The organism is Curtobacterium sp. VKM Ac-2852 (assembly GCF_013205045.1).
Lineage (GTDB): Bacteria > Actinomycetota > Actinomycetes > Actinomycetales > Microbacteriaceae > Curtobacterium > Curtobacterium flaccumfaciens.
This window is the reverse complement of the sequence record NZ_JABMLI010000004.1, coordinates 480274-506489: the sequence shown is the minus strand read 5'-3', so window position 1 is coordinate 506489 and position 26216 is coordinate 480274. Positions and strand designations below refer to the sequence as shown.

At 71.7% G+C, this 26216-nt stretch carries 21 protein-coding genes; 17 read left to right on the top strand and 4 right to left on the bottom strand.

The genetic code is table 11. From position 1 onward, the window contains the following. Positions 1–31: 31 nt before the first annotated feature. Both uxaC and HQQ79_RS17375 read right to left on the bottom strand, forming a co-directional pair. Positions 32–1528: a glucuronate isomerase gene (uxaC, locus tag HQQ79_RS17380; protein WP_173035896.1), complete on the bottom strand. Its 1497-nt coding sequence runs from the start codon at positions 1526–1528 to the stop codon at positions 32–34. A 62-nt stretch (positions 1529–1590) separates the two neighbouring features. After that, the gene (locus HQQ79_RS17375; RefSeq protein WP_173035894.1) at positions 1591–2682 is read right to left on the bottom strand and encodes a LacI family DNA-binding transcriptional regulator; all 1092 of its coding nucleotides are present in this window, start codon (positions 2680–2682) and stop codon (positions 1591–1593) included. 120 nt (positions 2683–2802) lie between these two features. On the opposite strand from HQQ79_RS17375, the gene HQQ79_RS17370 reads away from it, so the two are divergent. The 12 genes from HQQ79_RS17370 to HQQ79_RS17315 all read left to right on the top strand — a co-directional run bounded on the left by HQQ79_RS17370 (position 2803) and on the right by HQQ79_RS17315 (position 15739). Continuing rightward, positions 2803–4158 (top strand): extracellular solute-binding protein, encoded by a 1356-nt coding sequence (locus tag HQQ79_RS17370; protein WP_173035892.1) that lies wholly within the window; start codon positions 2803–2805, stop codon positions 4156–4158. Further along, positions 4158–5180, top strand: a complete 1023-nt coding sequence (locus HQQ79_RS17365) for a carbohydrate ABC transporter permease (RefSeq protein ID WP_173035890.1) — start codon at positions 4158–4160, stop codon at positions 5178–5180. The genes HQQ79_RS17370 and HQQ79_RS17365 overlap by 1 nt, the downstream gene beginning before the upstream one ends. Continuing rightward, positions 5177–6136, top strand: coding sequence for a carbohydrate ABC transporter permease (locus HQQ79_RS17360; protein WP_027464480.1), 960 nt, complete (start codon positions 5177–5179; stop codon positions 6134–6136). The genes HQQ79_RS17365 and HQQ79_RS17360 overlap by 4 nt, the downstream gene beginning before the upstream one ends. Positions 6137–6209: 73 nt before the next feature. Continuing rightward, a complete protein-coding gene (locus tag HQQ79_RS17355; protein ID WP_173035888.1) occupies positions 6210–7049 on the top strand; it encodes a sugar phosphate isomerase/epimerase in 840 nt (279 codons plus the stop codon). Next, positions 7046–8257 (top strand): Gfo/Idh/MocA family protein, encoded by a 1212-nt coding sequence (locus tag HQQ79_RS17350; protein WP_173035886.1) that lies wholly within the window; start codon positions 7046–7048, stop codon positions 8255–8257. Before HQQ79_RS17355 ends, HQQ79_RS17350 begins: the two co-directional genes overlap by 4 nt. After that, positions 8254–9141, top strand: a complete 888-nt coding sequence (locus HQQ79_RS17345; protein WP_173035884.1) for a sugar phosphate isomerase/epimerase — start codon at positions 8254–8256, stop codon at positions 9139–9141. Before HQQ79_RS17350 ends, HQQ79_RS17345 begins: the two co-directional genes overlap by 4 nt. After that, entirely contained in the window at positions 9138–10421 is a 1284-nt protein-coding gene (locus HQQ79_RS17340; protein WP_173035882.1) for a mannitol dehydrogenase family protein, read from the top strand. Before HQQ79_RS17345 ends, HQQ79_RS17340 begins: the two co-directional genes overlap by 4 nt. Then, a complete protein-coding gene (gene manD / locus HQQ79_RS17335) occupies positions 10418–11770 on the top strand; it encodes a D-mannonate dehydratase ManD (RefSeq protein ID WP_254066337.1) in 1353 nt (450 codons plus the stop codon). Before HQQ79_RS17340 ends, manD begins: the two co-directional genes overlap by 4 nt. Positions 11771–11832: 62 nt before the next feature. Beyond that, a complete protein-coding gene (locus tag HQQ79_RS17330) occupies positions 11833–12735 on the top strand; it encodes a hypothetical protein (RefSeq protein WP_173035880.1) in 903 nt (300 codons plus the stop codon). A gap of 84 nt (positions 12736–12819) precedes the next feature. Beyond that, positions 12820–14103, top strand: coding sequence for a sensor histidine kinase (locus tag HQQ79_RS17325; RefSeq protein ID WP_173035878.1), 1284 nt, complete (start codon positions 12820–12822; stop codon positions 14101–14103). Next, positions 14100–14756 carry a response regulator transcription factor gene (locus tag HQQ79_RS17320; RefSeq protein ID WP_173035876.1) on the top strand — a complete coding sequence of 219 codons (657 nt, stop codon included), beginning with the start codon at positions 14100–14102 and terminating at the stop codon, positions 14754–14756. The genes HQQ79_RS17325 and HQQ79_RS17320 overlap by 4 nt, the downstream gene beginning before the upstream one ends. Positions 14757–14764: 8 nt before the next feature. Further along, positions 14765–15739 (top strand): hypothetical protein, encoded by a 975-nt coding sequence (locus HQQ79_RS17315; RefSeq protein WP_173035874.1) that lies wholly within the window; start codon positions 14765–14767, stop codon positions 15737–15739. A 139-nt stretch (positions 15740–15878) separates the two neighbouring features. On the opposite strand, the gene HQQ79_RS17310 is transcribed toward HQQ79_RS17315, so the two are convergent. Further along, positions 15879–17387 (bottom strand): phospholipid carrier-dependent glycosyltransferase, encoded by a 1509-nt coding sequence (locus tag HQQ79_RS17310; RefSeq protein WP_173035872.1) that lies wholly within the window; start codon positions 17385–17387, stop codon positions 15879–15881. A gap of 273 nt (positions 17388–17660) precedes the next feature. Here HQQ79_RS17310 and HQQ79_RS17305 point away from each other — a divergent pair, with 273 nt between their 5' ends. The 3 genes from HQQ79_RS17305 (at position 17661) to mfd (ending at position 22593) form a co-directional block, all read left to right on the top strand. Then, on the top strand, positions 17661–18284 hold the full coding sequence (locus HQQ79_RS17305; protein ID WP_111056952.1) for a 50S ribosomal protein L25/general stress protein Ctc: 624 nt from the start codon (positions 17661–17663) through the stop codon (positions 18282–18284). Positions 18285–18327: 43 nt separating this feature from the next. Continuing rightward, positions 18328–18915 (top strand): aminoacyl-tRNA hydrolase, encoded by a 588-nt coding sequence (pth, locus tag HQQ79_RS17300; protein WP_173035870.1) that lies wholly within the window; start codon positions 18328–18330, stop codon positions 18913–18915. 69 nt (positions 18916–18984) lie between these two features. After that, entirely contained in the window at positions 18985–22593 is a 3609-nt protein-coding gene (gene mfd / locus HQQ79_RS17295; protein WP_173035868.1) for a transcription-repair coupling factor, read from the top strand. A gap of 137 nt (positions 22594–22730) precedes the next feature. Here the strand turns inward: mfd and nhaA are convergent, their stop codons facing one another. Beyond that, entirely contained in the window at positions 22731–23909 is a 1179-nt protein-coding gene (gene nhaA, locus HQQ79_RS17290) for a Na+/H+ antiporter NhaA (RefSeq protein ID WP_111033598.1), read from the bottom strand. A gap of 90 nt (positions 23910–23999) precedes the next feature. Here nhaA and HQQ79_RS17285 point away from each other — a divergent pair, with 90 nt between their 5' ends. Beyond that, a complete protein-coding gene (locus tag HQQ79_RS17285) occupies positions 24000–24701 on the top strand; it encodes a MazG family protein (protein WP_173035866.1) in 702 nt (233 codons plus the stop codon). Positions 24702–24971: 270 nt separating this feature from the next. Next, on the top strand, positions 24972–26216 hold the full coding sequence (gene hisS / locus HQQ79_RS17280; RefSeq protein WP_173035864.1) for a histidine--tRNA ligase: 1245 nt from the start codon (positions 24972–24974) through the stop codon (positions 26214–26216).

Sequence of the window (26216 nt, the reverse complement as noted above, 5' to 3'; positions counted from 1 at the left end):
AGCAGCACCACCCGCGCCGCACCCGCCCGCGTCAGAGCTTGAACGTCGCCCGCGGGATGTCGGACACGATGCGCCGGGCGGTGCGGACGGCGTCCTCCTCGGAGATCTGGTGCGTGACCACGAGCGACGCCAGGTACGCCGCGTCCGCCCGCCGCGCCATGTCGTGCCGCGCGGGGATGGAGCAGTACGCGCGGGTGTCGTCGATGAACCCGGAGGTCTTGGTGAACGACGCGGAGTCGGTGACGGCCGACCGGTAGCGCCCGATGGCCGCCGGGGTGTCGATGAACCACCACGGTGCGCCCGCGTACACGGCGGGGTAGAAGCCCGCGAGCGGCCCGATCTCGCGCGAGAACACGGCCTCGTCGACGGTGAAGAGCACCAGGTGGAACCCGGGAGCGGTCCCGAAGGACTCGAGCAGCGGTCGGAGCGGCTCGGTGAAGGACCCGACGGCCGGCAGGTCGTGCCCGGTGTCCGGCCCGAAGCGCTCGAGCGTCGGGGTGTGGTGGTTCCGGATCACCCCGGGGTGCAGCTGCATGACGAGGCCGTCCTCCACGCTCATCTCCGCCCAGCGGTAGAGCATGTCGTGCCGGTACGCCGTCGCCTCGGCCTCGGTGACCGACGACGCGTCGCGCAGCGCCGCCGCGTGGATGCGTTCCCGCTCGCTCGACGGCAGGGGAGCGGAGCCCGCGTCGAGCACCCCGGTGTCCGTGGCGGTCGCGCCGTGCTCGATGAAGTAGTGGCGACGTGCGCGGAGAGCCGCCAGCAGCCCTGCGTGGGTGCCCGTGTCGATGCCGGCGGCCTCGCCGATCGACGCGACCACGGGCCTCCAGTCCGACCGCGTCGGGTCGAACACGGCGTCCGCGCGGAACGTGGGGAGCACCCGGCCGGTGAAGCCGGGGTCCGCCGCGAGCTGCGCGTGCGCAGCGAGGTCGTCCGCCGGCCCGTCCGTGGTGGCGAGGACCTCGATGCCGAAGGCGTCGAAGAGCGCGCGTGGCCGGAAGGCGGGGGACGCCAGCAGGCCGGCGATGTGGTCGTACTGGTCGTCCGCGTTCGCGGCGGACGGCGCCTGGTCGAGCCCGAACACGTCGTGCAGCTCCGTCTCGAACCAGTAGCGCACGGGGGTCCCGAGGAAGTCGTCCCAGTGCTCCGCCAGCTGCCGCCAGACGGCGCGGCCTGGCGGCGTCGGCTCAGCGGCATCGCGCCAGCGATGCGCCGACGCCGCCGGGCGAGCCTGCGAGCCCGGGCGGGGCCCCGACAGGTCCGCGCGTCCCAGCGCGGCCAGGTCCACCCCGTTCGCGTGCAGCAGGCGGAGCACGTAGTGGTCGGGCGTGATGAGCAGCGATGCGGGGTCGCTGAACGGCTGGTCCGAGGCGATCAGCGCCGCATCGACGTGCCCGTGCGGCGAGATGATCGGGGCGTCCTTCACCGCCTCGTACACGGTGCGTGCCACGGCTCGAGCCCCGGGGTCGGCGGGGAACAGCCGGTCGGGGTGCGGTGCGAGCCGGGTGGGGGTGCTGGTTCGGGTCATCATCGACTCCTTCGGGGGCGGCGAGTTCGCCGGTGGCGAGTGCGGGGGCTGCTCGTGTGGGATCAGTCGGTGCCGGTGCCGGCACGGGGCGCCGGCCCGGTCGACTCGCGCACGGTCAGGTGGGTGGGCAGGGCGACGGCGCCGGACATGTGCTCCCCGGGCAGTTCGTCGGCGGGCAGGGCGCCGAGCCGTCCGAGCAGCATCCGGATCGCGACCCGGCCGGCGCGCTCGATCGGCGAGGTCATCGTGGTGAGCGGTGGGTTGCAGAAGTCGGCGCCGAAGATGTCGTCGCAGCCCACGATGCTCATGTCCTCGGGGACGCGGACCCCGCGCTCCCGCAGTCGAGCGAGCATCCCGATGGCGATCAGGTCGTTGAAGGCGATGCACGCGGTCGCACCGGCGTGCACGGCGGCGTCGGCGGCCGCCGCGCCGGAGTCGACGAAGGGTGCGTGCGGCCCGACCCGGGCGACGCGGATCCCCAGGCGCTTGGCGACCTGCACGAGCGCGCGCCACCGACGCTCGTTCGACCACGAGCTGTCCGGCCCGGCGACGTACAGGATCTCCCGGTGTCCCAGCGACACCAGGTGCTGCACCGCCTGCTCCACCCCGCCGGGGGTGTCGATGAGCACCGAGGGCACGCCGGTGGGTCGGCGGTTCACGACGACCAGGGGGATCCGTTCGGCGAACCGTGCGATCTGCGCGTCGGACAGTCGTGACGCCGTGAGCACGACCCCGTCGGCCTTCGCCCCCACGGCGGTGAGTGCGGCCATCTCGGCGTCGGCGGACTCCTCGGTGTCGACGAGCAGCTGCGTCCAGCCGGCGCCGGCGAGCTGGTGCTGGGTGCCCCGGATGACGTCGAAGTAGAACGGGTTCGTGATGTCGGACACGAGCACGGCGACGGCGCGGGTGCGCCCGGACGTCAGCGCCCGGGCCTGCGAGTTGGCGACGTAGCCGAGCTCGCGGGCCGCCCGCTGGATGCGCTTCTGGGTGACGGGGTTGACCCGGTCGGGCAGGGACAGGGCGCGGGAGACGGTGGACGCGGCAACCCCGGTGGCGTCGGCGATGTCGCGGATGGTGACGCGACGCGCGGCACCAGCGGCGGTGCCGGCAGCACCGCCCGTGCGCCCGCCGCCGTCCGTCGAGAGGTCCTTCACGAGGCCGAACGTATTCGCGTCTGGCAACAAGTGGCAACCGGTTGCCGCATGTTGCCAACGGCGGAACAGTGGTGCCACCGAGCAGCGCCGCTCGGAGGAGGTCTCGAGGAGGAAACCCCCGTGAAGACGCGAAGACTGCAAGTCCGCACCCTCGTCGGTGCCGTCGCCGTGGTCGCCCTCGCCGCACTGTCCCTGCAGGGATGTGCCGTGGTGAACGGCAGCGGCGACGACCCGAACACCCTCCGCGTGATGATGGGCGCGGACACCACCTACCCCAAGGAACGCAAGCAGTGGCAGCGGGAGACCGCCGCCGAGTTCAAGCGCACGACCGGTGCCGACATCCAGTGGGAGACCTACTCGTCCGCGCAGGAGGAGTTGACCGCGATCCAGACGAGCGTCATCTCCGGGCAGGGCCCCGACGTCTACGCGATCGGCACCACCTTCACCCCGACCGCCTACGCCACCGGTGCCTTCGTCGAGATGGGCACGAAGGAGTGGGACGCGATCGGCGGCAAGGACCAGTTCGACCCCGCGTCGTTCGGCATCTCCGGTCCGAGTGCGTCGAAGCAGATCGGGATCCCGTTCGCCAGCCGTCCGTTCGTGATGGCGGTGAACAAGGACCTGCTCGCGAAGGCCGGCATCACCGACATGCCCACGACGTGGGACGAGCTGACCGCCGACGCGAAGGCCACGACGGGTGACGGACGCCACGGCATGGCGATCGCCTACGCCGACGGCTTCGACCCCTGGAAGTTCGTGTGGGGGATGGCCCAGAACGCCGGCAACACGATCGTCGACGGCTCGAAGGCCGAGATCGACAGCGAGGCCGTCGAGAACGCCTACCGCACCTACTTCGACTGGGTGACGAAGGACGGTGTCGTCGACCCGGCCGCGATCGGCTGGAACAACGCCCAGGCCCTCGCGCAGTTCACCGAGGGCAAGGCGGCGTTCTTCCCGATGACGACCACCACCGCCATCAACTCGTTCCAGGACACCAAGGTCGACGGCAAGTACGAGTTCGCGCTGCTGCCGACCGTCCCGCCGGGTGCGACGGAACGTCCGTCCGACGGCATCGAGGCGGCCAGCATCCTGTCCGGCGACAACTGGGTCGTCGCCGACTACGGCACCAAGCAGGAGCTGTCGTTCGCGTTCGTCAAGCAGCTCAGCGCGCCGAAGGCCCAGCTCGAGTACTACGACCTGTTCGGCAACCTGCCGACCAACGCGTCCGCCGCCGCCGACCTGGCGGCCGACAACCCGCAGCTCAAGCCGATCATCGACGCCGGCCGCCTGTCCAAGCCGACCGCGTTCACCGGTGCCTGGTCCGACATCCAGCTCGCCCTGGTCGACGTGGTCGTGCAGTCGATCCCGTCGCTGAAGTCCGGCGAGGTCACCGACGACCAGCTCCGCAAGCGACTGCAGGACGCCCAGAAGGACGCCCAGGCCACCCTCGACCGTCAGAAGAACGGAGGTCTGTGATGACCAGCACGCAGACCAGGCCCCGCACCGACGCGCCGCCGCCGCCGCCGGTCCGCCCCGCCGGCAAGACGCCCCTCTACAAACGGGAGCGTCCACTGTGGATGCTCCTGCCCGGCGGCGTCCTCATGCTCGCCGTCATCGTGGTGCCGCTCCTGGTGGGCTTCTGGATCGCGATGCTCGACCTCGACCAGTACACGCTCCGCCAGTGGTTCAGCGCCCCGTTCGTCGGGTTCGCCAACTTCACCGAGGCGTTCACGAACTCGCCGCTGCTGCACTCCATCTGGATCTCGGTGTCGCTGTCGGTGCTCGTCACGGCCGTGACCGTGCCGATCGGGGTCGCCGCCGCGATCTCGACCCAGAACCGGTTCCCCGGTCGCGGGCTCGTCCGCTCGATCTACCTGATCCCGTACGTGCTCCCCGCATTCGTCGTCGGCACGTTCTTCCGCACGATGCTCCAGCCGCAGGGCGTCGTGAACTCGATCCTGCACACCGACGTGCTGTGGCTGAACGGCTCGGCGTCGTACTGGGCGCTCGCCGGGGTGATGATCTGGACGAGCTGGCCCTTCGTCTACCTGCTGTCCCTGGCCGGGCTGCAGGCCGTGGACAACGAGGTGCACGAGGCCGCCGCGCTCGACGGGGTGACCTGGTGGGCGAAGCTGCGGTACATCATCTTCCCGTACCTGCGCGGACCCCTCAGCCTCGCGGTGATCATCTCGATCCTGCACAACATCAACAACTTCACGCTGCCGTTCGTGCTGTTCGGCATCCCGCTGCCGTCCAGCGTCGAGGTGATGCCCGTCCTGACGTACATCGCGAGCTTCCAGTCGTTCCGCTTCGGCCTGTCCGCAGCGATGGCGATCTGCTCGCTCGTGATCGTCGCGATCCCGCTGTTCGTCTACCTGCGGGCGGTCAAGCTCGACACCGGCGACGACGCCGGCCCCAACCGGAAGCAGCGTCGCGCCGACCGCGCCACGCTCGCCGCCGCCCCGACCGCCGCCGACATCGACGGAGCACGCGCATGACCACCCCGAGCACGTCCTTCAGCACCCGCACCCGCCCCACCGCGACGCTCACCGAGAGCATCACGACCGGCAACGGCGGGCGACGGAACAAGCGCCCGTACGACACCGACGTCACCCGGCTGCTGCCGCGCTGGCTGCTCGTCACCGTCATCGCGGTGATCATCGCGTTCATCGCCGTCCCCGTGCTCTACATCCTGTTCGGCTCGGTCAACTCCGACGTCGCCGTGGCCCGTGGCGAGTACTTCCCGTCGGAGTTCACGCTGTCGAACTACGTCGAGATCTGGTCCACCGTCGCCCTCGGCGAGGGACTGGTGAACTCGATGCTCACCGCCGGTGCGGTGGCCGTCGCGAGTGCCGCGCTCGCCGTGTCCACGGCCTACGTGCTCGTCCGGTTCCGGTTCCTCGGGCGGCTGACGATCCTGCGTGGGCTCCTCGCCCTGCAGTCGATCCCGGGCACGCTCCTGCTCCTGCCGGTCTTCGTGGTGTTCTCGAACATCGCCAGCGCCACCGGCGTGCAGATCATCGGCACCCGCTGGGGCCTGTTCGTCACCTACCTGACCTTCGCCCTGCCGTTCTCGACGTGGGTGATGGTCACGTACCTGCGCGGCCTGCCGAAGGAACTCGAGGAAGCGGCGCGCATCGACGGCGCCAGCTCGACGAAGATCCTGACGAAGATCGTGCTCCCGCTGTCGTGGCCCGGCATCGTCGTGTCCGCGATCTTCGCCTTCCTGCTCGGCTGGAACGACGTCCTGTTCTCCACGATCATGACGACCCCGAACACCCGGACGGTCGCCGTGGTCCTGCAGGTGCTCGGCACCACCCAAGAGGGCGGCGCGGTCCCGATCTACGGCCAGATGATGGCCGCCTCGATCGTCTGCGCGGTCCCCGTCGTCGCCCTGTACCTGATCTTCCAGCGCTACCTGGTCGGCGGGCTCACCGCCGGCTCCGTCAAGTAGGCCGCAACCCAGAACCGGACTGGAGGCCCGTGGCGGCCCCGCCACGCGCCTCCAGTCCGAACGAAAGGACACCATGACCGACCAGCCCAGTTGGGAACTCTCCGGTTTCGGCGACGAGATCGACGCCGACCCGGTCGTCCAGGTCGCGGTCCTCCAGGCGCTCGGCGCGAGCGCCATCGAGGTCCGCAGCGCCTGGGGCGTCAACGTCGTCGACCTCGACGAGGACCAGCTCGCCGGACTCCACCGGCTGCTCGACGAGCGCGGGCAGACCGTGTCCGCGATCGCCTCGCCGATCGGCAAGGTGTCCGTCGACGAACCCGTCGAGCACGAGGTGTCACGGCTCGCCCGTGCGATCCGTGCCGCGCACGCCCTCGGCACGACGAACATCCGGATCTTCTCGTTCTACTTCGAGGGCCGCACGCCCGACGACGTCCGCGACGACGTCCTCGTCCGGATGCGGGCGCTGGCCGACCTCGCCGAGCGCGAAGGCGTGACCCTGCTGCACGAGAACGAGAAGGACATCTACGGCGATGTCCCCGCGCGCGTGCTCGACATCGTCGAGAGCGTCGGTTCGTCCGCGCTCCGCCTGGCCTGGGACAACGCGAACTACGTGCAGTGCGGCGTCCGGCCCTTCACCGACGGGTGGGAGCAGCTCGCCCCGTACGTCGACTACCTGCAGGTCAAGGACGCCCTCGCCGCCGACTCGTCGGTGGTGCCAGCGGGCGAGGGCGACGGCGAACTCGTCGAGACCCTCACCGCGCTCCGCGACGCCGGCTACTCCGGGTACGCCTCGCTCGAGCCGCACCTCAGCGACTTCACCTCCCTCGGCGGGTTCTCCGGCCCCGCGGCCTTCGGCCGTGCCGGCCGGGCCTTCCGCACCCTCACCGACCAGATCGGAGTCACCCTGCGATGACCGAACCCACCAACCCGCTCCGCCTGGCCGTCGTCGGCGCCGGTGTCATCGGACGCCACCACGCCACCGTCGCGGTGCACCACCCCGACCTGCAGGTCGTCGCCCTCGTCGACGCAGTGCCCGAAGCCGCCACGAGCGCGGCGGACGCGGTGCAAGCGGTGGGTGCCGCCCGCCCGATCACGACCTCCACCATCGAGGAAGCGATCGAACAGACCGACATCGACGTCGTCGCGATCTGCTCGCCCTCGGGCATGCACGTGCAGCTCGCCGAGGCCGCCCTGGCCGCCGGCAAGCACGTCGTCATCGAGAAGCCGCTCGACACCACGATGCCCCGGGCACGGCAGATCGCGGCGCTCGCCGCAGCCGCTCGCGACCGCGGGCTCGTCACGAGCGTCATCAGCCAGCACCGCTTCGACCCTGCGTCGGCAGCCGTCGCCCGGGCCGCGCACGACGGCGGCTTCGGCACCGTGACCTCGGGGCTCGCGAGCGTCGCCTGGTACCGGTCGCAGGGGTACTACGACTCCGGTGACTGGCGCGGCACCTGGGCGCTCGACGGCGGCGGCGCCGTGATGAACCAGGGCGTGCACACCGTGGACCTGCTCGTCTGGGCGCTCGGTCGTCCGGTCGAGATCTCGGCCCAGACGGGGCTCCTCGCCCACGACCGCATCGAGGTCGAGGACACCGCCGTCGCCACCGTCCGGTTCGCCGGCGGGGCGCTCGGGGTCGTCCACTGCACGACCGCGGCGTACCCGGGGCTCTCCGCCCGGTACGCCGTGTACGGCACGCACGGTTCCGCCATCGTCGACGACGACCGGCTCGCGTACTTCCACATCGCCCCGGACACCGCCACGCTCGAGTCGGCGTCCACCACGTCGAACGCCACCGCGGTCGCCGGCGCGGTCGACCAGAAGGACCAGGTCGTCCCGCCCGAGCACGTCGTCGGCGGCCCGGCTGAACCCGACCACTTCGCCGCGGGCCACGCTCGGCAGTACACGGACATCGTCGACGCGATCCGGCAGGGACGCGAACCGGGTGTCACCGTCGACGCGGCCCTCGTGTCGCTCGCCACCGTCCGCGGGCTCTACGTCAGTGCGACGCTCGGGCACCCCGTGCGCATCGACGACGTGATCGACGGGAAGTACGACGACGTGGTGCCGGTCGTCGGCACACCCGCCACCGCCAGCGCGACCGAAGGAGCCACCCGATGAAGTTCTCCGTGTTCACCGCCTCCACCCCCGACTGGACCCCGTCCGAAGCCGCCGAGACCCTGGCCGCACAGGGCTGGGACGGCATCGAGTGGCGCATCGTCGACGACCGCCCGGCCGACGGTGCCGAGGTCCCCGCCGAACGGTCGTTCTGGGCGGGCAACAACTCGACGTGGCAGTACACCGGCATCCGCGACCGGGTCGGCGAGATCGCCCGGGTCACCGACGCCGCCGGGCTCGATTACTCGGGCATCGGCGGCTACCAGCCGGCCGCCGACCACGACGGCGTCGAGACGATGCTGCGCGTGACCAGCGAACTGGGTGCCCGGCAGGTCCGCGTCACGATGCCGAACTACCGGGCCGAGAAGGAACGCACCGGCGAGACCTACCCCGAGCTCTTCGACCGCACCCGCACCGACCTCGAGTGGGCGGCGGACCGCGCGGCCGAACTCGGCGTCAAGGTGTTGGTCGAGCTGCACCACATGACGATCACACCGTCGGCCTCCGCAGCGCTGCGGCTGATCGACGGTCTCGACCCCGCACACGTCGGCGTCATCCACGACCTCGGCAACCTCGTGATCGAGGGTGACGAGGACCACCTCGCCGCGTTCGAACTGCTCGGGCCGTACCTGGCACACGCCCACGTGAAGAACGCCCGCTGGGTCGACACCGGCGACACCCGGGCCGACGGCAGTTCGATCTGGCAGCACGAGTGGGCACCCCTGCGCACCGGCCAGGCGTCGGTGTCCGAGTACCTCGACGCGCTCCGCCAGGTCGGGTACGACGGGTGGGTCACCATCGAGGACTTCTCCACCGACCTCCCGCTCGAGACCCGCACCGCCGACAACCTGGCGTACCTCCGCTCCCTCGTTCCGGTGTCGGCATGACCGACCGGCGTCCGGGCATCGTCCATGTGGGGGTGGGTGCGTTCGCTCGCGCCCACCTCGCCTGGTACACCGCCCACACCACGGGGGAGCCGTGGGGCATCACCGCCTTCACCGGCCGCTCGCCCGCGGCCGCGGACGCGTTGGCCGCGCAGGACTGCCGGTACACGCTGGTCACGCGAGCCGCGTCCGGCGACGGAGCCGAGGTGGTCGACACCATCGTGGCCGCCCACCCGGGCAGCGACGACACGGCCTGGAGGCACGTGGTCGCGTCCCCCGAGACAGCCATCGTCACGCTGACGGTCACCGAGCAGGGCTACCGGCCCGGTTCCGACGTGCCGGCGCGGCTGGTCGCGGGGCTCGACGCCCGCCGTGCCGCCGGTTCCGGGCGCATCGCGCTGGTCAGTCTCGACAACCTGACGCACAACGGGGTGGTCCTCCGCGGCGCCGTGCTCGACGCCGTCACCGACGACGACCTGCGCGACTGGATCGAGGTGAACGTCGCGTTCCCGAGCTCGATGGTCGACCGGATCACCCCCGCGACCACCGACGCCGACGTCGCGCACCTGTCGGACCTGCCGGGTGCGCTCGCCGGAGACCGGGTCCCCGTCGTCACCGAACCGTTCGCCGAGTGGGTGCTCGAGGACGCCTTCGCGGGCATCGACCGGCCCGCGTGGCAGACGGCCGGCGTCCGGATCGTGGACGACGTCACCCCGTACGAGCAGCGGAAGCTCTGGCTGCTGAACGGCTCGCACTCGCTCCTCGCCTACCTGGGGTTGCAGCTCGGCCACGACACGGTGGCCGAGGCGATGGACGACCCGGTCTGCCGCACCGCCGTCGAGCAGCTCTGGGACGAAGCCGCGCTCGAGCTCCCGCTGCCCGAGGCCGAGGTCACCGACGCCCGCGCAGCCCTGGTCGAGCGGTTCGCCAACCCGCGCATCCGGCACACGCTGCGGCAGATCGCGTCCGGCGGCTCGCAGAAGCTGCCCGTCCGTGTCGTCGACGTCGTGCGGCACCGGCTCGCCCGCGACCCCTCGGCCGGCATCGGCACCGGAGCGGCCACCGCACTCGCCGCGTGGTGGCTGCACGTCACCGAGCAGTCCGACCTGGTGGACGACCCCGGTGCCCCCGGGCCAGACTCGGACCTGCACGACGTCCTGGCCGTCGTCGCGCCCGAACTCGACACCACCCCCGTGGTCGCCGCCGTGACGGCGGCGGCCGACCGCATCCGCACCGCCGCGGCACGCGCCCGCGAACGCTCCAACGGAGGAGTCCACGCATGACCGACACGAACACCACGAACCCCGCGGCCCCGGTCCCCGGCACCGCCGACAGCGGGCCGGCCGAGACCACCGCCGGCCGTCCGGACACCTGGGCCTCGGCGGACCGCGGCCAGCTGATCGAGCGGGCCGAGGTCATCGTGACCAGCCCGAACCGGAACTTCGTGACGCTCAAGCTCACCACGGCCGACGGCGTCACCGGACTCGGCGACGCCACCCTGAACGGCCGCGAGCTCGCGGTCTCCGCCTACCTGTCCGAGCACGTCGTCCCGCTGCTCGTCGGCCGTGACGCCAGCCGCATCGAGGACGCCTGGCAGTTCCTGTACCGGTCGTCGTACTGGCGCCGTGGTCCGGTCACCATGGCCGCGATCGCCGCCGTCGACATGGCCCTCTGGGACATCAAGGCGAAGGTCGCAGGGATGCCGCTCTACCAGCTGCTCGGCGGGGCATCGCGCACCGGGCTCATGGCGTACGGCCACGCCTCGGGCAAGGAGCTGCCCGAACTGTTCGACTCCATCCGCGAACACCAGGAAGAGGGCTACCGCTCGATCCGGGTGCAGACCGGTGTCCCCGGCCTCGAGTCCATCTACGGCATCGCGTCGAACAGGACCACCGAGGGCAACGCCGGCGTCCGCTACGACTTCGAGCCCGCCCAGCGCGGCGCGTACCCGGCGATGGAGGACTGGGACACCCGCGCCTACCTGCGCCACGTGCCCACCGTGTTCGAGGCCGTCCGCAACGAGTTCGGTCCCGAACTGCCCCTGCTGCACGACGGCCACCACCGGATGACCCCGCTGCAGGCCGCCAAGCTCGGCAAGTCGCTCGAGCCCTACGACCTGTTCTGGCTCGAGGACTGCACCCCCGCCGAGAACCAGGAGGCCCTGAAGCTCGTCCGGCAGCACACCACGACGCCGCTGGCGATCGGCGAGGTCTTCAACACCATCTGGGACTTCAAGGACATCATCCGCGACCAGCTCATCGACTACGTCCGCGGTGCCGTCACGCACATGGGCGGCGTCACCCCGCTCAAGAAGACGATGGAGTACGCGGCGCTGTACCAGGTCAGGTCCGGGTTCCACGGACCGACCGACATCTCCCCGGTGGGGCTCGCCGCGCAGATGCACCTCGGGCTCGCGATCCACAACTTCGGCATCCAGGAGTACATGCAGCACGGGCCGCAGACCAACCAGGTGTTCCACCAGACGTTCACGTTCACCGACGGCTACCTGCACCCGGGTGACGAGCCGGGCCTCGGGGTCAGCCTCGACGTCGACGAAGCCGGCAAGTACCCCTACGAGCAGGCGTACCTGCCGTTCAACCGCCTGGCCGACGGCACCGTCCACGACTGGTAGTCCCCGACGCCGTGGCGGGCACGGTGTTGAGCAGGCACGGTGTGAGCAGGCACAGTGGTGGCATGGAGTTCGCCGACGTCGCCCGAGAGCTGCTGCTCGTCGCGCCGCAGGACTTCGTCGCCGAACGCACCGCACGACAACGCGCGGCGCGGAAGGACGACCGTGCCCTCGCCACGGCGATCGGGAAGCTCCGGAAGCCCGCCCCGGCGGCCTGGGTGATCGACCTGCTCGCCCACGACGGTGCCCTCGACGACGCCGTCGACCTCGGACCGGCGCTCCGCAAGGCCCAGGCCGACGCCGACCCCGACGCGATCCGGACCCTCCGCCGGCAGCGCGCCGAGGTCGTCGACGCCCTCGCGCAGGCCGGTGCGGACCTGGCGTCCGACGCCGGACACCCCGTCACCCCGGCGGTGCTCGAGCTGGTCCGGTCGACGATCGAGGCGGCGATGGCAGACCCGCACGCCGGCGCGGCCGTCCGGTCGGGGCTGCTCGTGACGGCGCTCGAGAGCGTGGGGTTCGACGCGGTCGACCTCGACGGGGCGCTCGCGGATCCGGACGCGGTCCCCGATGCCTGGTCCGGCAGCGATGCCCCACCCATCCCCATCTCCCAGGCGAGGGGTGCGCGGAAGGCGAGTCGTGCCTACAGGCCCGCGCAGCGCGATGCTCCGGAACCGGACGCCGAACCCGAACCGAAGCGCGACCCGGCCGCCGACCGGAAGGCCGCGCGCCAGGCCGAGACCGCAGCGCGCACGGAGTCCCGCGACGCCGACGCAGCACTCGACGCCGCCGAGGCCGATCTCGAACAGGCGGAGGAGCGCCGCGCGGAGCTCCAGCGTGCCCTCGAGGAGGCCGAGTCCGAGATCACCACGCTCGAGGCAGCCCGCGAGGAGGCCGAGGCGGCGAGCGACCGGGCGCGCGACGTCCTCCGCGCTGCGCAGGAACACCGCCGGAAGGTCGGCCGCTGAGCCGTCCGGTCGGACCTCATCACCTCGGATGAAAAGCGGCCGAACGGCTCGGTCCCCGTCCGGCGCGGCCCATACGCTCGCGTCATGACCTCCCTCCTCCGCCGGTACCAGCACCTGCTGGCCCCCGCCGCCGGCGCCGTGTACCTCGTGCTCTGGATCGTCGCCGAGGCCGGACGCGCGGGGCTCGCCGACCACGTCGTCGTGGTGTCGGCCTTCGCCGTCGCCATCGGCCTCGCCGCGTGGATGCCCGCGACCGCGCTCGGACTGGTCGTCGGCATCCCGCTCCTGCAGGCGGCCCGGCTGCTCACCCGGCCGACCGACACGACCTGGCCGGAGTACCTGGCGATCGCGATCGTCGTCGGCGTCGTCGGCGCCGGTCGGTCCGATCTGCTCCGCTACCTGGCGGTCCCCGTGCTCCTGCTCGCGAGCGCGGCGGCCGCCTGGGCGATGGCGGTCCCGACCGCTGCCGACCAGGACGTCTGGGGCAGCTGGGTGGGGAACTCCGGCGGGACCCGGTCCGACCTCGTCACGATCACCTTCGCGTTCGTCGGTGTCAGCGGTGTCACCTGGGCGGTCGGCGTGGCCATCGGTGCCGCGTGGCGGATCGGCCTCGCCCGGGTCCGGGTGGTCGAGGCGCAACGCCGCACCGAGGTGACCACGACCGAGCTCCGGGCCGAGCAGGAGCGCGCACGGATCGCCCGCGACGTGCACGACTCGCTCGCCCACTCGCTGGCGGTCGTCGTGTCCCAGGCCCAGGGTGCCGCGGCCATCGCCGTGCGGGACGAACACGCCGCCCGGGCGCTGCAGGACATCGCCGACGTGAGCCGCTCGGCACTGGGTGACGTCCGGGCGCTGGTGGAACGCATCCAGGCGAGCGACGACGCCGACCGTCACGGGCTGGCCGACGTCCCCGACCTGGTGGAGGACATGCGGGAGCTCGGGATGACCGCGACGTTCGAGGAACACGGCGCCGGGGTCCTGCCCGCGGGCAGCGCCAGCGCGGTGCACCGGACCGTGCAGGAGAGCCTGACGAACGTGCTGAAGCACCAGGGGCGGACAGCGACGGCCCGGGTGGCGTTCGACTGGCGCGGCCCGGGGCTCGGCGTCGTCGTGACGTCACGGGGGAGCGAACCCCTCGTCGAGCTCGACGGCGCGGGGTCCGGTGTCGCCGGGATGCAGGAGCGTGCCCGGCTGGCCGGCGGCTGGCTGCGTGCCGGTGTCGGCGACACCCCGGACGAGTGGGTCGTCACCGCGTGGCTGCCGACGACCGCGGCCGTGCCGACCACGGCGACGGCCGACACCGACACCGACACCGACACCGACACCGACACCGACACCGAGGCCGTCCTGTCGGAGCACGTCCGATGAGCGCCGTCCGCGTCGCCGTCGTCGACGACCAGCGACTGTTCGCCACCGGGATGCAGATGCTCGTCGACGCCCAGGACGACATGACCTGTGTCGGGACCGCCGGTGACGGTGCCGCCGCCCTCGAGCTCTGCGCCGCCGAGCACCCCGACGTGCTGCTGCTCGACCTGCGGATGCCGGTCATGAACGGCATCGAGAGCCTGACGCGTCTCGTCGCCTCGACCCAGGACCGCCCGCGGGTCGTCGCGCTCACGACCATCCGCCGCGACGATGCCGTGCTCGCCGCACTCCGCGCCGGCGCCGCCGCGTTCCTGACGAAGGACGCCCTGCCCGACGTCGTCACCGCGACCATCCGCGACGTGCACGCCGGTCGACCGGCACCGACCGAAGCCGAGGCACTCGACCTGCTGCGCGCGCAGGGCACCCCGGCCGTGACCGACCGACGCGACGAGGTCCTCGACGCGCTGACGGCCCGCGAGCGCGAGGTCTTCCTGCTCGTCGCGAAGGGGCTCAGCAACGCCGAGATCGCCGAGTCGGTCTTCCTGAGCGACGCCACCGTGAAGACCCACGTCCGCGCCGTCCTGACGAAGCTCGGACTCCGGAACCGGATCCAGGTCGTCATCACCGCACACGAACGCGGCCTCGTCCGCGCCTAGGGGGAACCATGCAGATCACGAACCGCGTCGCGAAGACCGGCACCGCCGTCGTCGTCCTCGCCGGACTGGCCACCGCCGTCGTCCACGGGTTGCCCGAACGCGCCGACGTCGCGGTCGCCCCCACCGTCGAACAGGACAGCACGGCGTGGGCGATGCCGCTCGACGCCTTCGTCGCGCCGGCCTCGTCGAAGACCACGTACGCCGAGGACCTCGTGGCCCAGCCCTGCCTGCGGAAGGCCGGCATCGACGACCCGGCTCCCTGGGCGACCGCGGCCGGGCTGCAGGCCGACGACGACGCGGCCGACACCGCCGCTCGGGCGAACCCCGCACCCGCACTCGCGACCACCCGGCCCCTCACCGCGGCGCTCGCCGAGACCCGCGGCTACCACGGGCCGTCCGCCGCCGGTGCGAACCAGGAGGGCCTGCGGCAGTGGGGGTACGACCCGGACCGCCAGGCCGCGTTCGCCGCGCTTCCGGACGACGTGGCCGCCCGTTGCTGGAACGCAGCCCGGAAGACCCTCGGCACCACGCTGCGCGGCACCGAGCAGACCGCGTCCGAACTGGCCCAGCGCCTGACGTACCTGGCGGCGCTGGACGCACGCCAGGACGACCCGGTCCGCACGGCCGCGGCCGGGTGGCGCACCTGCATGGCGCCGTCCGGTGTGCCGGACCTGCCGGCGGGTCCGGAGGGCATGCCGACCCCCTCGATGCACGTCAGCGCCCGTGACGGCGACCAGGTCGTCCTGTTCTCGGACGATCCGGGGAGGGCCGAGGTCGCCGTCGCCGGACGGGACGTCGCGTGCCAGGAGTCATCCGGCTACCGCAGCGCGCTGTACGCGGCGGAGTGGGAACGGCTGTTGCACGTCACCGCGACCGACGCGGCCGCGCTCCGGAAGGGCTCGATGCGGCAGCCGCAGGTGGACGCCCGCCTCGACCGGGTGATCGCGCGGCTCGCCCCGGCGGCACCGGGGGACGTCGACTGACGCGGCGGTCGCGGGGAGCGGTCCTGGGGGGAGCGCCCCGCGCCCGCCGCGTGGGGACGACGGACGGGAGGCCCGTGGCAGGACCGCCACGGGCCTCCCGTCCGTCCCGCTGCCCGGGGACGTCGCGTGTCGACCCGTGTCAGCCCGGGACGGCTTCGAGGACCCCGTCGCGTTCGCGGAGCGCGCCGTGCTTCGGGACCCACACCTGCAACTCGTCGACGGTGAAGTGCTCGAGGTCGTCGCGGTGTGCGGCCAGGAACGAGGCGATCCCGGGCTTCATCGGGAACCGCGGGTCGATCCCCTGCACCACGGCGACGACGTCGTCGGCGTCCGGCTCCCAGGTGCCGCGCTCGAAGAAGTACGGCCGCCACGCGACCAGGTTGTACCCGCTGAACAGGACGGTGCCGTCGTCGACGCCACGTGCCCGCAACTCGGCGTCGAGCCGGGCGACACCAGCCGGACGCGCCTGCGCCACCGCGCTGCCGAGCCGGACCACCGGCACGACGGCGAGGGCGAGCACGAGGCAGACCGCCGTGACCCGCAGCGCCCGCTGCCGACGGCTGACGGGCCTGGACGGCCAGCCGGCACGTCCGAGGCCGATGCCGGCGAGGGCGATGAGGAGCGGCATCCACGCGTAGTAGTAGTGCGCGAGTGCGACGTCCGACGCGGTCAGGAAGGCGACCTGCGCACCGAGGCCGATGCCGAGGTAGGCGACGAGCCGGTCGGGTCGGAACACGAACGCCGCGACCAGCCCGATGACCAGCACGAGGACCACCCAGCGGCTGGTGCCCTGCGTGAAGTACACGAAGTTCGCCCACCACGGGGCGAACAGGTACTCGCGACCGAGCAGCTCGATGGAGTGGCCGAGCTCCGCGTGCCCGGTCTGGAACTGCAGCATGTGCACGAAGCCGCGCTCGAAGCCCACGGGCGCGTACAGCAGCACGAACGCGACGACGAACGACCCGGCCGCGATCAGCCCGCCGGTCAACAGGTCCCACCACCGGCGGAACAGGATCGGCAACGCGATGATCGCCACGACGAGCACGGCGGAGGTCATCTTCGACGTCACGGACAGGGCGAGCAGCAGGCCGGACGCAGCGGCCCAGAGCCAGCGTCGGCGGTCGGCGCCGTTCACCCACCGCCACGCGGCGTACAGCGCGGCGACCGCGAAGAACACCATGACCGGTTCGAGCAGCGCCGTGCGGTCCATCCTGGTGGCGACACCGGAGCCCGGGTCACCCCAGGCGATGCCGTTCGCCCGTGGGGTGAGCCACCAGAGGGCGGCGGCGATGAGTGCCGCCCAGTACCCGACCGGACGGCGGAACCACAGGAAGAACAGGAGCCCGGTGCCCAGCGAGGCGGTCGCCGCGACGTAGCGCGGACCGAGCGGCCCCGGAGCGCCGAGGACGACCTCCGCCAGGCCGAACAGGTACTTCGCCGTCGGCGGGTGCTCGAGGTTGCGGATGAAGACGCCGTGCAGGTACTCCCAGCCGGACACCACGTACACGTCCTCGTCGACGTCCACGCGCTGCCGGCCCACGTGCCAGTAGGCGAAGACCACCGCGGCGGCGACGACGACCAGGAACGCGACGATCCGCACGACCCGCGGACGGTCGAGCGTTCGGCGGGCACGGTGGGAGGTGATCACGGTGGACAAGTCTCACACGCGGAGGTCGGCCGCGACGTGAGCCGGTCCCGTCCTGACCGCACCTGCACCCGCGGTCCGACACGCCCGGACCGGTGCTGCTAGACTCAGTCCCTGACTTCGGCGAGGGCTGCGTACGCGCGGCCGTGATCGACGCGGTGGGATACCCGGCAAGACCCTGGGATCGTTCCTCACGCGTGCACGCGTTCGAGTTGCAACACCACAGACCCCCACGATGCCGGCACCCCGGCGTCGTCCCCGACACCAGGAGGCACCATGGCCGACTACACCAAGCTCGCAGCGGAAGTCCGCACCAAGTTCGGCAAGGGCGCTGCTCGCAAGCTCCGCGCGGCCGACAAGATCCCCGCGGTCGTCTACGGCCACGGCACCGAGCCGATGCACATCTCGCTGCCCGGTCACGAGACCATGCTGCTCGTCCGTACCGCCAACGCGGTCGTCGACCTCGACATCGATGGCGCCGCGCAGCTCGCCCTCGTCAAGGACGTCCAGCGTGACCCGGTGCGCCAGATCATCGAGCACATCGACCTCGTGGTCCTCCGCCGCGGCGAGAAGGTCACGGTCGACGTGCCCGTCGTCGTCGAGGGCGAGTCCTTCTCCGGCACCATCCACGTGCAGGACCTCAACACGATCTCGCTGCTCGTGCTCGCCACCGACATCCCGGAGCACGTCTCCGTGAACGTCGAGGGCCTCGAGGACGGCGTGCAGATCCACGCCTCGCAGCTCGAGCTCCCCGAGGGCGCCGAGCTCGAGACCGACCCCGAGGCGCTCGTCGTCGCGATCGTCACCCCGCGTGGCACCGCTGACGACGACGCCGCGGACGAGGCCTCGGCCGAGGCCGGCGCCGAGTCGGGTGCCGAGGGCGCCGCGGACTCCGAGTAACACCCGTTCGAAGACATCTGGTCGACGCTGTGACACTGCGCTCATGAACGGCAGCAGCATCCTGGTGGTGGTCGGGCTCGGGAACCCCGGGCCCGACTACGCCGGCAACCGCCACAACGTCGGCCAGATGGTCCTCGACGAACTCGCTTCCCGCATGGGAGCGTCGTTCAAGAAGCACAAGACGCCGAACCAGGTCGCCGAGGGGCGCCTGGTGCCCGGCGGCACACGACTCGTGCTGGCGAAGCCCGGGTCGTTCATGAACACCTCGGGCGGACCGGTCTCCTCGGTGCTCGGGTTCTACAGCGCCACCCCGGCCGACCTCGTCGTCGTGCACGACGAGCTCGACCTGCCGTTCGACACGGTCCGCCTGAAGGGCAACGGCGGGCACGGCGGGCACAACGGGCTGCGCGACATCATCAAGGCCACCGGCACGAACGAGTTCATGCGCGTCCGGGTCGGCATCGGGCGTCCGCCCGGTCGGCAGGACCCGGCCGACTACGTGCTGCGTGACTTCTCCGCGGCCGAGAAGAAGACGCTGCCGATCCTGCTGGCCGACGCGGCCAACGCGGTGGAAGCGATCGCCGAGGTCGGGCTGCTCGCCGCACAGCAGCGCGTGCACGCTCCGTCCTGAGGGCTCGGCGCTGTTCGCCCGTCGCGCACGCCGCGGCCGGTGTCGGTGGCGGCCGGTACCATCTCCTGAGTGACGATCTCGGGCATCATCCCTGCGCTCTCGCGCGCCTCCGCCTTCGATCGCGTGCTGCGCGCCGCACCGCGCGACGCCGACTTCTCCGTCGTGGACGGCCTGCGCGTGCCGCTGCTCGGCGCGCTGCTCGCCGAGCGCAACGGTCCGCAGTGCGTCCTCGTCATCACGGCGACCGGGCGTGAAGCCGAGGCGGTCCGCGAAGCGTTCGGCAGCTACGTCCCCGACGCCGACGTGCTCGAGTTCCCGGCGTGGGAGACCCTGCCGCACGAACGCCTCAGCCCGAGTGCGCAGACCGTCGGCACGCGCATCGCGACGCTCCGGAAGCTCGCGGCGTGGCAGGCGGCGGACCCGGTCCAGCGTCGCCGGACCATCGTCGTCGCGAGCGTCCGCGCCGCGCTGCAGCCGATCGCGAGCAACCTGACGTCCCTGGCGCCGGTGGTGCTGCGGACCGACTCGCGGGGCAACGACCTGGCGGCGATCGCGTCCCAGCTGGTGGACCTCGCCTACTCCCGCGTCGACCTCGTCACCCGCCGTGGTGAGTTCGCGGTGCGCGGTGGCATCCTCGACGTCTTCCCGCCGACGGCCGACCACCCGGCACGCGTCGACTTCTTCGGCGACGAGATCGAGGCGATCAAGGCGTTCTCGGTCGCCGACCAGCGCACGACAGAGGACGACCTCGGCTCGGTCGAGCTCACCGCCTCGCGCGAACTCCTGCTCAGCGACGACGTCCGGCAGCGGGCGCGCGAGATGCTGCACGAGTTCCCGAACCTGTCCCAGATGCTCGCGAAGATCGCCGAGGGCATCCCGGTCGAGGGCATGGAGTCCCTCGCTCCGGCGCTCGTGCAGGACCTCGTGCCGATGACCTCCTACCTGCCGGACGACGCCACCATCGCGGTGTTCTCGCCCGAGCGGGTGAACGGCCGCGCGAACAGCCTGGCCGAGACGAACACCGAGTTCCTGCAGGCGGCATGGAGCGCAGCGGTCGCGGGTGCCCAGGCCCCGATCGACCTCGACGCCGGCAACTTCCTGACCGTGCAGCAGCTCAAGAACACCCGCGGCCAGCGCACCTGGTGGACGGTGTCGCCGTTCGACTCCGGCCTCGACGAAGGGGACACCGAGCGCGTCCTCACCGACGCCGAGGCCGCTGCCGAGGCCGGTGAGTACATCCGCGTCCGGGCCGAGGCCGTCCCGAGCTTCGCCGGCAGTGCCGACGGGGCGATCGCGCACGTCAAGTCGCTGACCGACGACGGGTGGGCCGTCGTGGTGACCGCGCAGGGCCAGGGCCTCGTGGAGCGTGCGGTGCAGGTGCTCGCCGACGCCGGGGTCGCCGCCCGTGCCGATGCCGTGACCGCGCCGCCCGAGCCCGGCGTCGCCGTCGTGACGACCGCGACCGTCGAGCACGGCTTCGCGATCCCCGACCCCCGCATCGCGGTCCTGAGCGAAGCCGAGTTCTACGGCCGCAGCGTCCAGCAGGGCGCCCGCACCGTCAAGAAGCTCGCGAGCCGGCGCAAGAACGTCGTCGACCCGCTGCAGCTCAAGCCGGGCGACGTCGTCGTGCACGCGACCCACGGCATCGGCAAGTTCGTCGAGCTCGTCAGCCGCGAGGTCTCCAGCGGTGGCCGCAACGCCGTGAAGACGCAGCGCGAGTACCTCGTGCTCGAGTACGCGCCGTCGAAGCGCAACTACCCGGGCGACAAGCTCTTCGTGCCGACCGACCAGCTCGACCAGCTGTCGCGCTACGTCGGTGGTGAGTCCCCGACCCTGTCGAAGATGGGCGGCTCGGACTGGTCCGCCGCCAAGTCGAAGGCCCGCAAGGCCGTCCGCGACATCGCCGTCGACCTGGTCAAGCTGTACTCGGCGCGGATGGCGTCGAAGGGGCACGCGTTCGGCCCGGACACCCCGTGGCAGCGCGAGCTGGAAGAGGCGTTCCCGTTCGCCGAGACCGCCGACCAGCTCACCACGATCGACGAGATCAAGCGCGACATGGAACGCCCGATCCCGATGGACCGCCTGCTGTCCGGCGACGTCGGCTACGGCAAGACCGAGGTCGCGATCCGTGCCGCGTTCAAGGCGGTGCAGGACGGCAAGCAGGTCGTCATGCTCGTCCCGACGACCCTGCTCGTCCGCCAGCACATGGAGACGTTCCAGGAGCGCTTCGCCGGGTTCCCCGTGCACCTGCGCGCCCTGAGCCGGTTCCAGACCGAGAAGGAGTCGAAGGAGACCATCGCCGGGCTCGCCGACGGCACGGTCGACATCGTCATCGCGACCCACCGGATCCTGTCGCAGGGCATCACCTTCAAGGACGTCGGGCTCGTCATCATCGACGAGGAACAGCGGTTCGGCGTCGAGCACAAGGACCAGCTCAAGAAGTTCAAGACGAACGTCGACGTCCTGGCGATGTCGGCGACCCCGATCCCGCGCTCGCTCGAGATGGCGGTCACGGGCATCCGCGAGATGTCGACCCTGGCGACCCCGCCCGAGGACCGCCACCCCATCCTGACCTTCGTCGGGCCGCAGTCCGACCTGCAGGTGGCGGCGGCGATCCGCCGCGAACTGCTGCGCGAGGGCCAGGTGTTCTACGTGCACAACCGCGTGAAGGACATCCAGTCGGTCGCCGCACACCTGGCCGAGATCGTGCCGGACGCCCGCATCGCCGTGGCGCACGGGCAGATGTCGGAGACCACCCTCGAGCAGGTCATGGTCGACTTCTGGGAGCGCCGCTTCGACGTCCTCGTCTCGACGACGATCATCGAGACGGGCCTGGACATCGCGAACGCGAACACGCTCATCATCGACAAGGCCGACAAGTACGGCCTGTCGCAGCTGCACCAGCTGCGCGGTCGTGTCGGCCGGGGGCGGGAGCGCGGGTACGCGTACTTCCTCTACGACTCCGACAAGCCGCTGTCCGAGACCGCGCAGGACCGCCTCGAGACCATCGCCGCGAACAACGAGCTCGGCGCGGGCATGCAGGTCGCCATGAAGGACCTCGAGATCCGCGGGGCCGGCAACCTGCTCGGCGGGGAGCAGTCCGGCCACATCGCGGGCGTCGGGTTCGACCTGTACCTGCGGATGATCGGCGAGGCGGTGTCGCAGTTCCGTGGCGACGTCGCCGAGGGGCAGACCGAGCTCCGGCTCGAGATCCCCGTCGACGCGCACATCCCCGAGGACTACGTCGAATCCGAGCGACTCCGGCTCGAGGCGTACCAGAAGCTCTCGGCGGCCTCGGCCCCGACGGCCCAGCCGAACGCGATCGACATGGTGCTCGACGAGCTCACCGACCGCTACGGGCAGCCGCCGCAGGCCGTGCAGACCCTGGTCGAGGTCTCCCGTCTCCGTCGCATGGCGCAGCAGGTCGGCCTGTCCGACGTCGTGGTGATGGGCTCGAACCTGCGGGTCGCCGGCAAGGAGCTCGCCGACTCGTCGCAGGTGCGGCTCAAGCGCATGTTCCCGGGGGCGCGCTGGTTCCCGCAGCAGAACGCGACGAGCATCCCGATGCCGCGTCCGCACGACCAGGCGCTGCCGGACGATGCCCTCATCCAGTGGGTGGAGAGCATCCTCACCGCCGTGTACGGGGCGACGACCCCGGCCGAGGCGCCGGCCGCGTAGACGCGAGCGGAGACGGCCTGGAGGCACGGTGCGGGCCCGCACCGTGCCTCCAGGCCGTCATCGGCCACGTCCACGGCGCGCACGCTGTTCGCGACGATCCACCGCTCCGCGTCGGCTGCGCCGCGGCCCGCGACCCGCTACTCGGTGTCCTCGGCCTCGGACAGCTCGCGGCGCGCGCGGTACGCCCGCGCCCGCAGGGTGACGACGACCGCCGACGCGACGATGGCGATGCCCGAGCCGACGAGCACGGCGAGGACGCCCTCGTCGAGGATCTCCTCGTTGCGGGCGAACGCCAGCTCGTTCATGAGCAGCGATACCGTGAACCCGATGCCGCCGAGCACGCCGACGGTGATGATCGAGAAGAACGACAGCGACGAGCGGCCGGGCGAGCGGAAGATCCGCGTGGCGATCGTGCCGAACAGCGTGATGCCGATGACCTTGCCGACCGGCAGTGCGAGGACGACCGCCCAGAACGTGGGGGAGAGCTCGCTGATGCCGACCGAGGGGATGATGACGGCGGCCGACGCGAACGCGAACACCGGCAGCACGATGGCGTTCGACCACGGTTCGACGTTCTCGTGCAGGGTGTGGCCCGGGCGTCGGGGCAGCACGAGCCCGAGGGCGACGCCGGCGATCGTGGCGTGCACACCGGAGTGGTAGACGAGCCACCAGGTCAGGAGCCCGACCACGACCATCGCCACGATGACGAGCGTCTGCCCGCTGCGCCCCGGACGGAGCATCCGGCCGAGCAGCCAGAACGCCGCGAGGGTGACGACAGCGCCCGCGAGGGCCAGGAAGTCCGTGTCGTGGGCGAACACCACGGCGATGATGATGATCGCGATGAGGTCGTCGAGCACGGCCAGCGCGAGCAGGAACACCCGGATGCCGCTCGGCAGCCCGCGACCGAACATGGCGAGCACCCCGAGCGCGAACGCGATGTCCGTCGCCGTCGGGATCGGCCAACCGTGCGTGTACTGCGTGCCCGCGGTGACGAGCAGGAAGATGCCGGCCGGGACGAGCACGCCGCCGACCGCCGCGATGGCGGGGATGATCGCGGTCTTGGGGTTCGACAGCTCGCCGTCGACGAGTTCCTGCTTCAGCTCGATCGCGACGAGCAGGAAGAAGACCGCGAGCAGGCCGTCGCTGATCCAGTGTGCGATCGACAGGTCGAGGCCCAGGGCACCGAGCGGCAGGTGCGCGTCGAGCAACCGCTCGAGGCCGGGGCCGATCGGGGAGTTCGCCACGACCAGGCCGAGCACGGCGGCGGTGAGGAGCGCGATGGCGCTGAAGCGGGGGGAGCGGACGAGGGACGACATGGATCTCCGTCTCGAGGGGTCGGGTGAGTGTCCGTCGACCAGACTTCCCGACACACCACGGCCAGTCTACGCGGGTGGCACGATGACCAGATGACCGCCGTACCGGACCTCGTGACCGTCGTCGACCGCCTGCTCGCCGAGGACGGCGGGTGCGTCTGGAACCGGGCGCAGACCCACGCCTCGCTCGCGCGCTACGCCGTCGAGGAGTCGTACGAACTCGTCGACGCCATCGACGACGGCGACCCGGACGACGTCCGCGAGGAACTCGGTGACCTGCTCTACCAGGTGGTCCTGCACGCGGGGATCGCCGCCCGCGCGGGGGACTTCACCCTCGAGGACGTCGCCGCCGGGGTGCGGGACAAGATGACCAGGCGGCACCCGCACGTGTTCGGCGACGAGACGGCGGACACCGTCGAGGACGTCGTGCGGGTCTGGCGTGCGGCCAAGGCTGCCGAGAAGGCGAGCCGGCGGAGTGCGTTCGACGGGGTGCCGCGGGCGATGCCGCCGCTTGAGCGTGCGGTGAAGCTGCTGGAGCGCCTGGAGGAACGTGGGGACGCCGACGCGGTCGTCGCGTCCGTCGTCGGGGCCGGTTCCGGCGTCGGCCTGGAGGCCCGTGGTGCGTCCGCCACGTCCGACGCGCCCGCGGACGACGGGGTGGGGACGGTCGACGCCGAGTGGGGGCGAGCGGTGCTCGGGGAGGTCGCGGCTGCGGCACGACGCGGGGTGGACCCGGTCGCGAGTCTGCGGGCCGCGGTGTCGGCGCTGGAGGAGGCCGGTCGGGCTGTGGAGTGATCCCCGGTCGGCAGATCGCTCCGGGCAGGGGAGAACGGGCGCCCTCCCAACCCGAAAAAGAGAGGGCGCCCGTGAGCGGGCGTCGGCTCCACCAGGGAGAGGGGCCGACAGGGAAGCCCGCTCGAACCGCGGGACGCACTGCAGCACGTCGCCCCGCGAATCGGTCCGGAGCGTGGATCAGGCACGATCCGGACCGAGGTTCTGCATGCAGTATGCCAGTGGGTCGGCATGCGCGCAAGCCGGAGACGCCCGTCTGCCAGAATTGACCCCATGGCAACGACCGTGACGGCACCCCGTGGCATGCGTGACTTCCTCCCGGCGGACAAGGCCCGGCGCGAGCACGTGCTCGGTGTCGTGCGGGACGTCTACTCGCGGCACGGTTTCGACGAGATCGAGACCCCGGTGGTGGAGGACGCTGCGCGGCTGCACTCCGGGCTCGGCGGTGACAACGAGAAGCTGGCGTTCGCGGTGATGAAGCGCGGGCTCACCACCGAGGACCTGCAGGCAGCCGAAGCGCCGCTGGACCTCGCCGACCTCGGTCTCCGGTTCGATCTGACCGTCCCGCTTGCCCGGTTCTACGCCTCGCACCGTGCGGAGCTGCCGTCGGTGTTCCGATCCGTGCAGATCGCGCCGGTCTGGCGTGCCGAGCGCCCGCAGAAGGGTCGCTACCGCCAGTTCGTGCAGTGCGACATCGACATCCTGGGGGAGCCCGGGCAGCTCGCCGAGATCGAGCTCATCCGCGCGACGACCGCGGCCCTCGACGCCCTCGGGGTCAGCGGCACGACGATCCGGATCAACGACCGCCGGATCCTGCTGGCGCTCCTCGCGTCGTGGGGGATCACCGAGCCCGCCGACGCCGACCGTGCGCTCATCACGATCGACAAGCTCGACAAGATCGGTGCGGACGGCGTCGCGGCGGAGCTCCGCGGCACCGTGGGTGCCGACCTGCCCGGGCTCGAGGACACCATCCGCGCGCTCGAGGCCGCCGACTGGACGTCGGTCGAGGGGGCGCCGTGGCTCGACGCCGAGGCCTTCGCCGACCTGCTCCGCCTGCGCGAGGCGCTGCCCGGGGTGGACCTGCGCTTCGACCCGACGCTCGTGCGCGGCATGGGGTACTACACGGGCACGATCTTCGAGGTCGCGCACCCCGACTTCGGCTACAGCCTCGGTGGCGGCGGCCGGTACGACGGGATGATCGGCCGGTTCCTCGGGCAGGACGTCCCCGCGGTCGGGTTCTCGCTCGGGTTCGAGCGGCTCGTCGACCTCGTGACCCTCCCGGAGTCCGCCGAGGCCGACGCCGTCGTGCTCGTGTACGACAAGGACGTCGACCCGGTCCGGCTCGCCGCGCTGAAGACCGAGGCGCTGGCGTCCCACCGACGCGTCCGGCTCGAGCGCCGCACGAAGAACACGAAGAACCTGCTCGCCGGCCTCGCCGCCCAGGGCTTCACGGCGTTCGCCACCGTCTCGGCGGACACCGCGTCGCTCGAGGGCGTCGCGTTCCGCCCGCTCGACTGA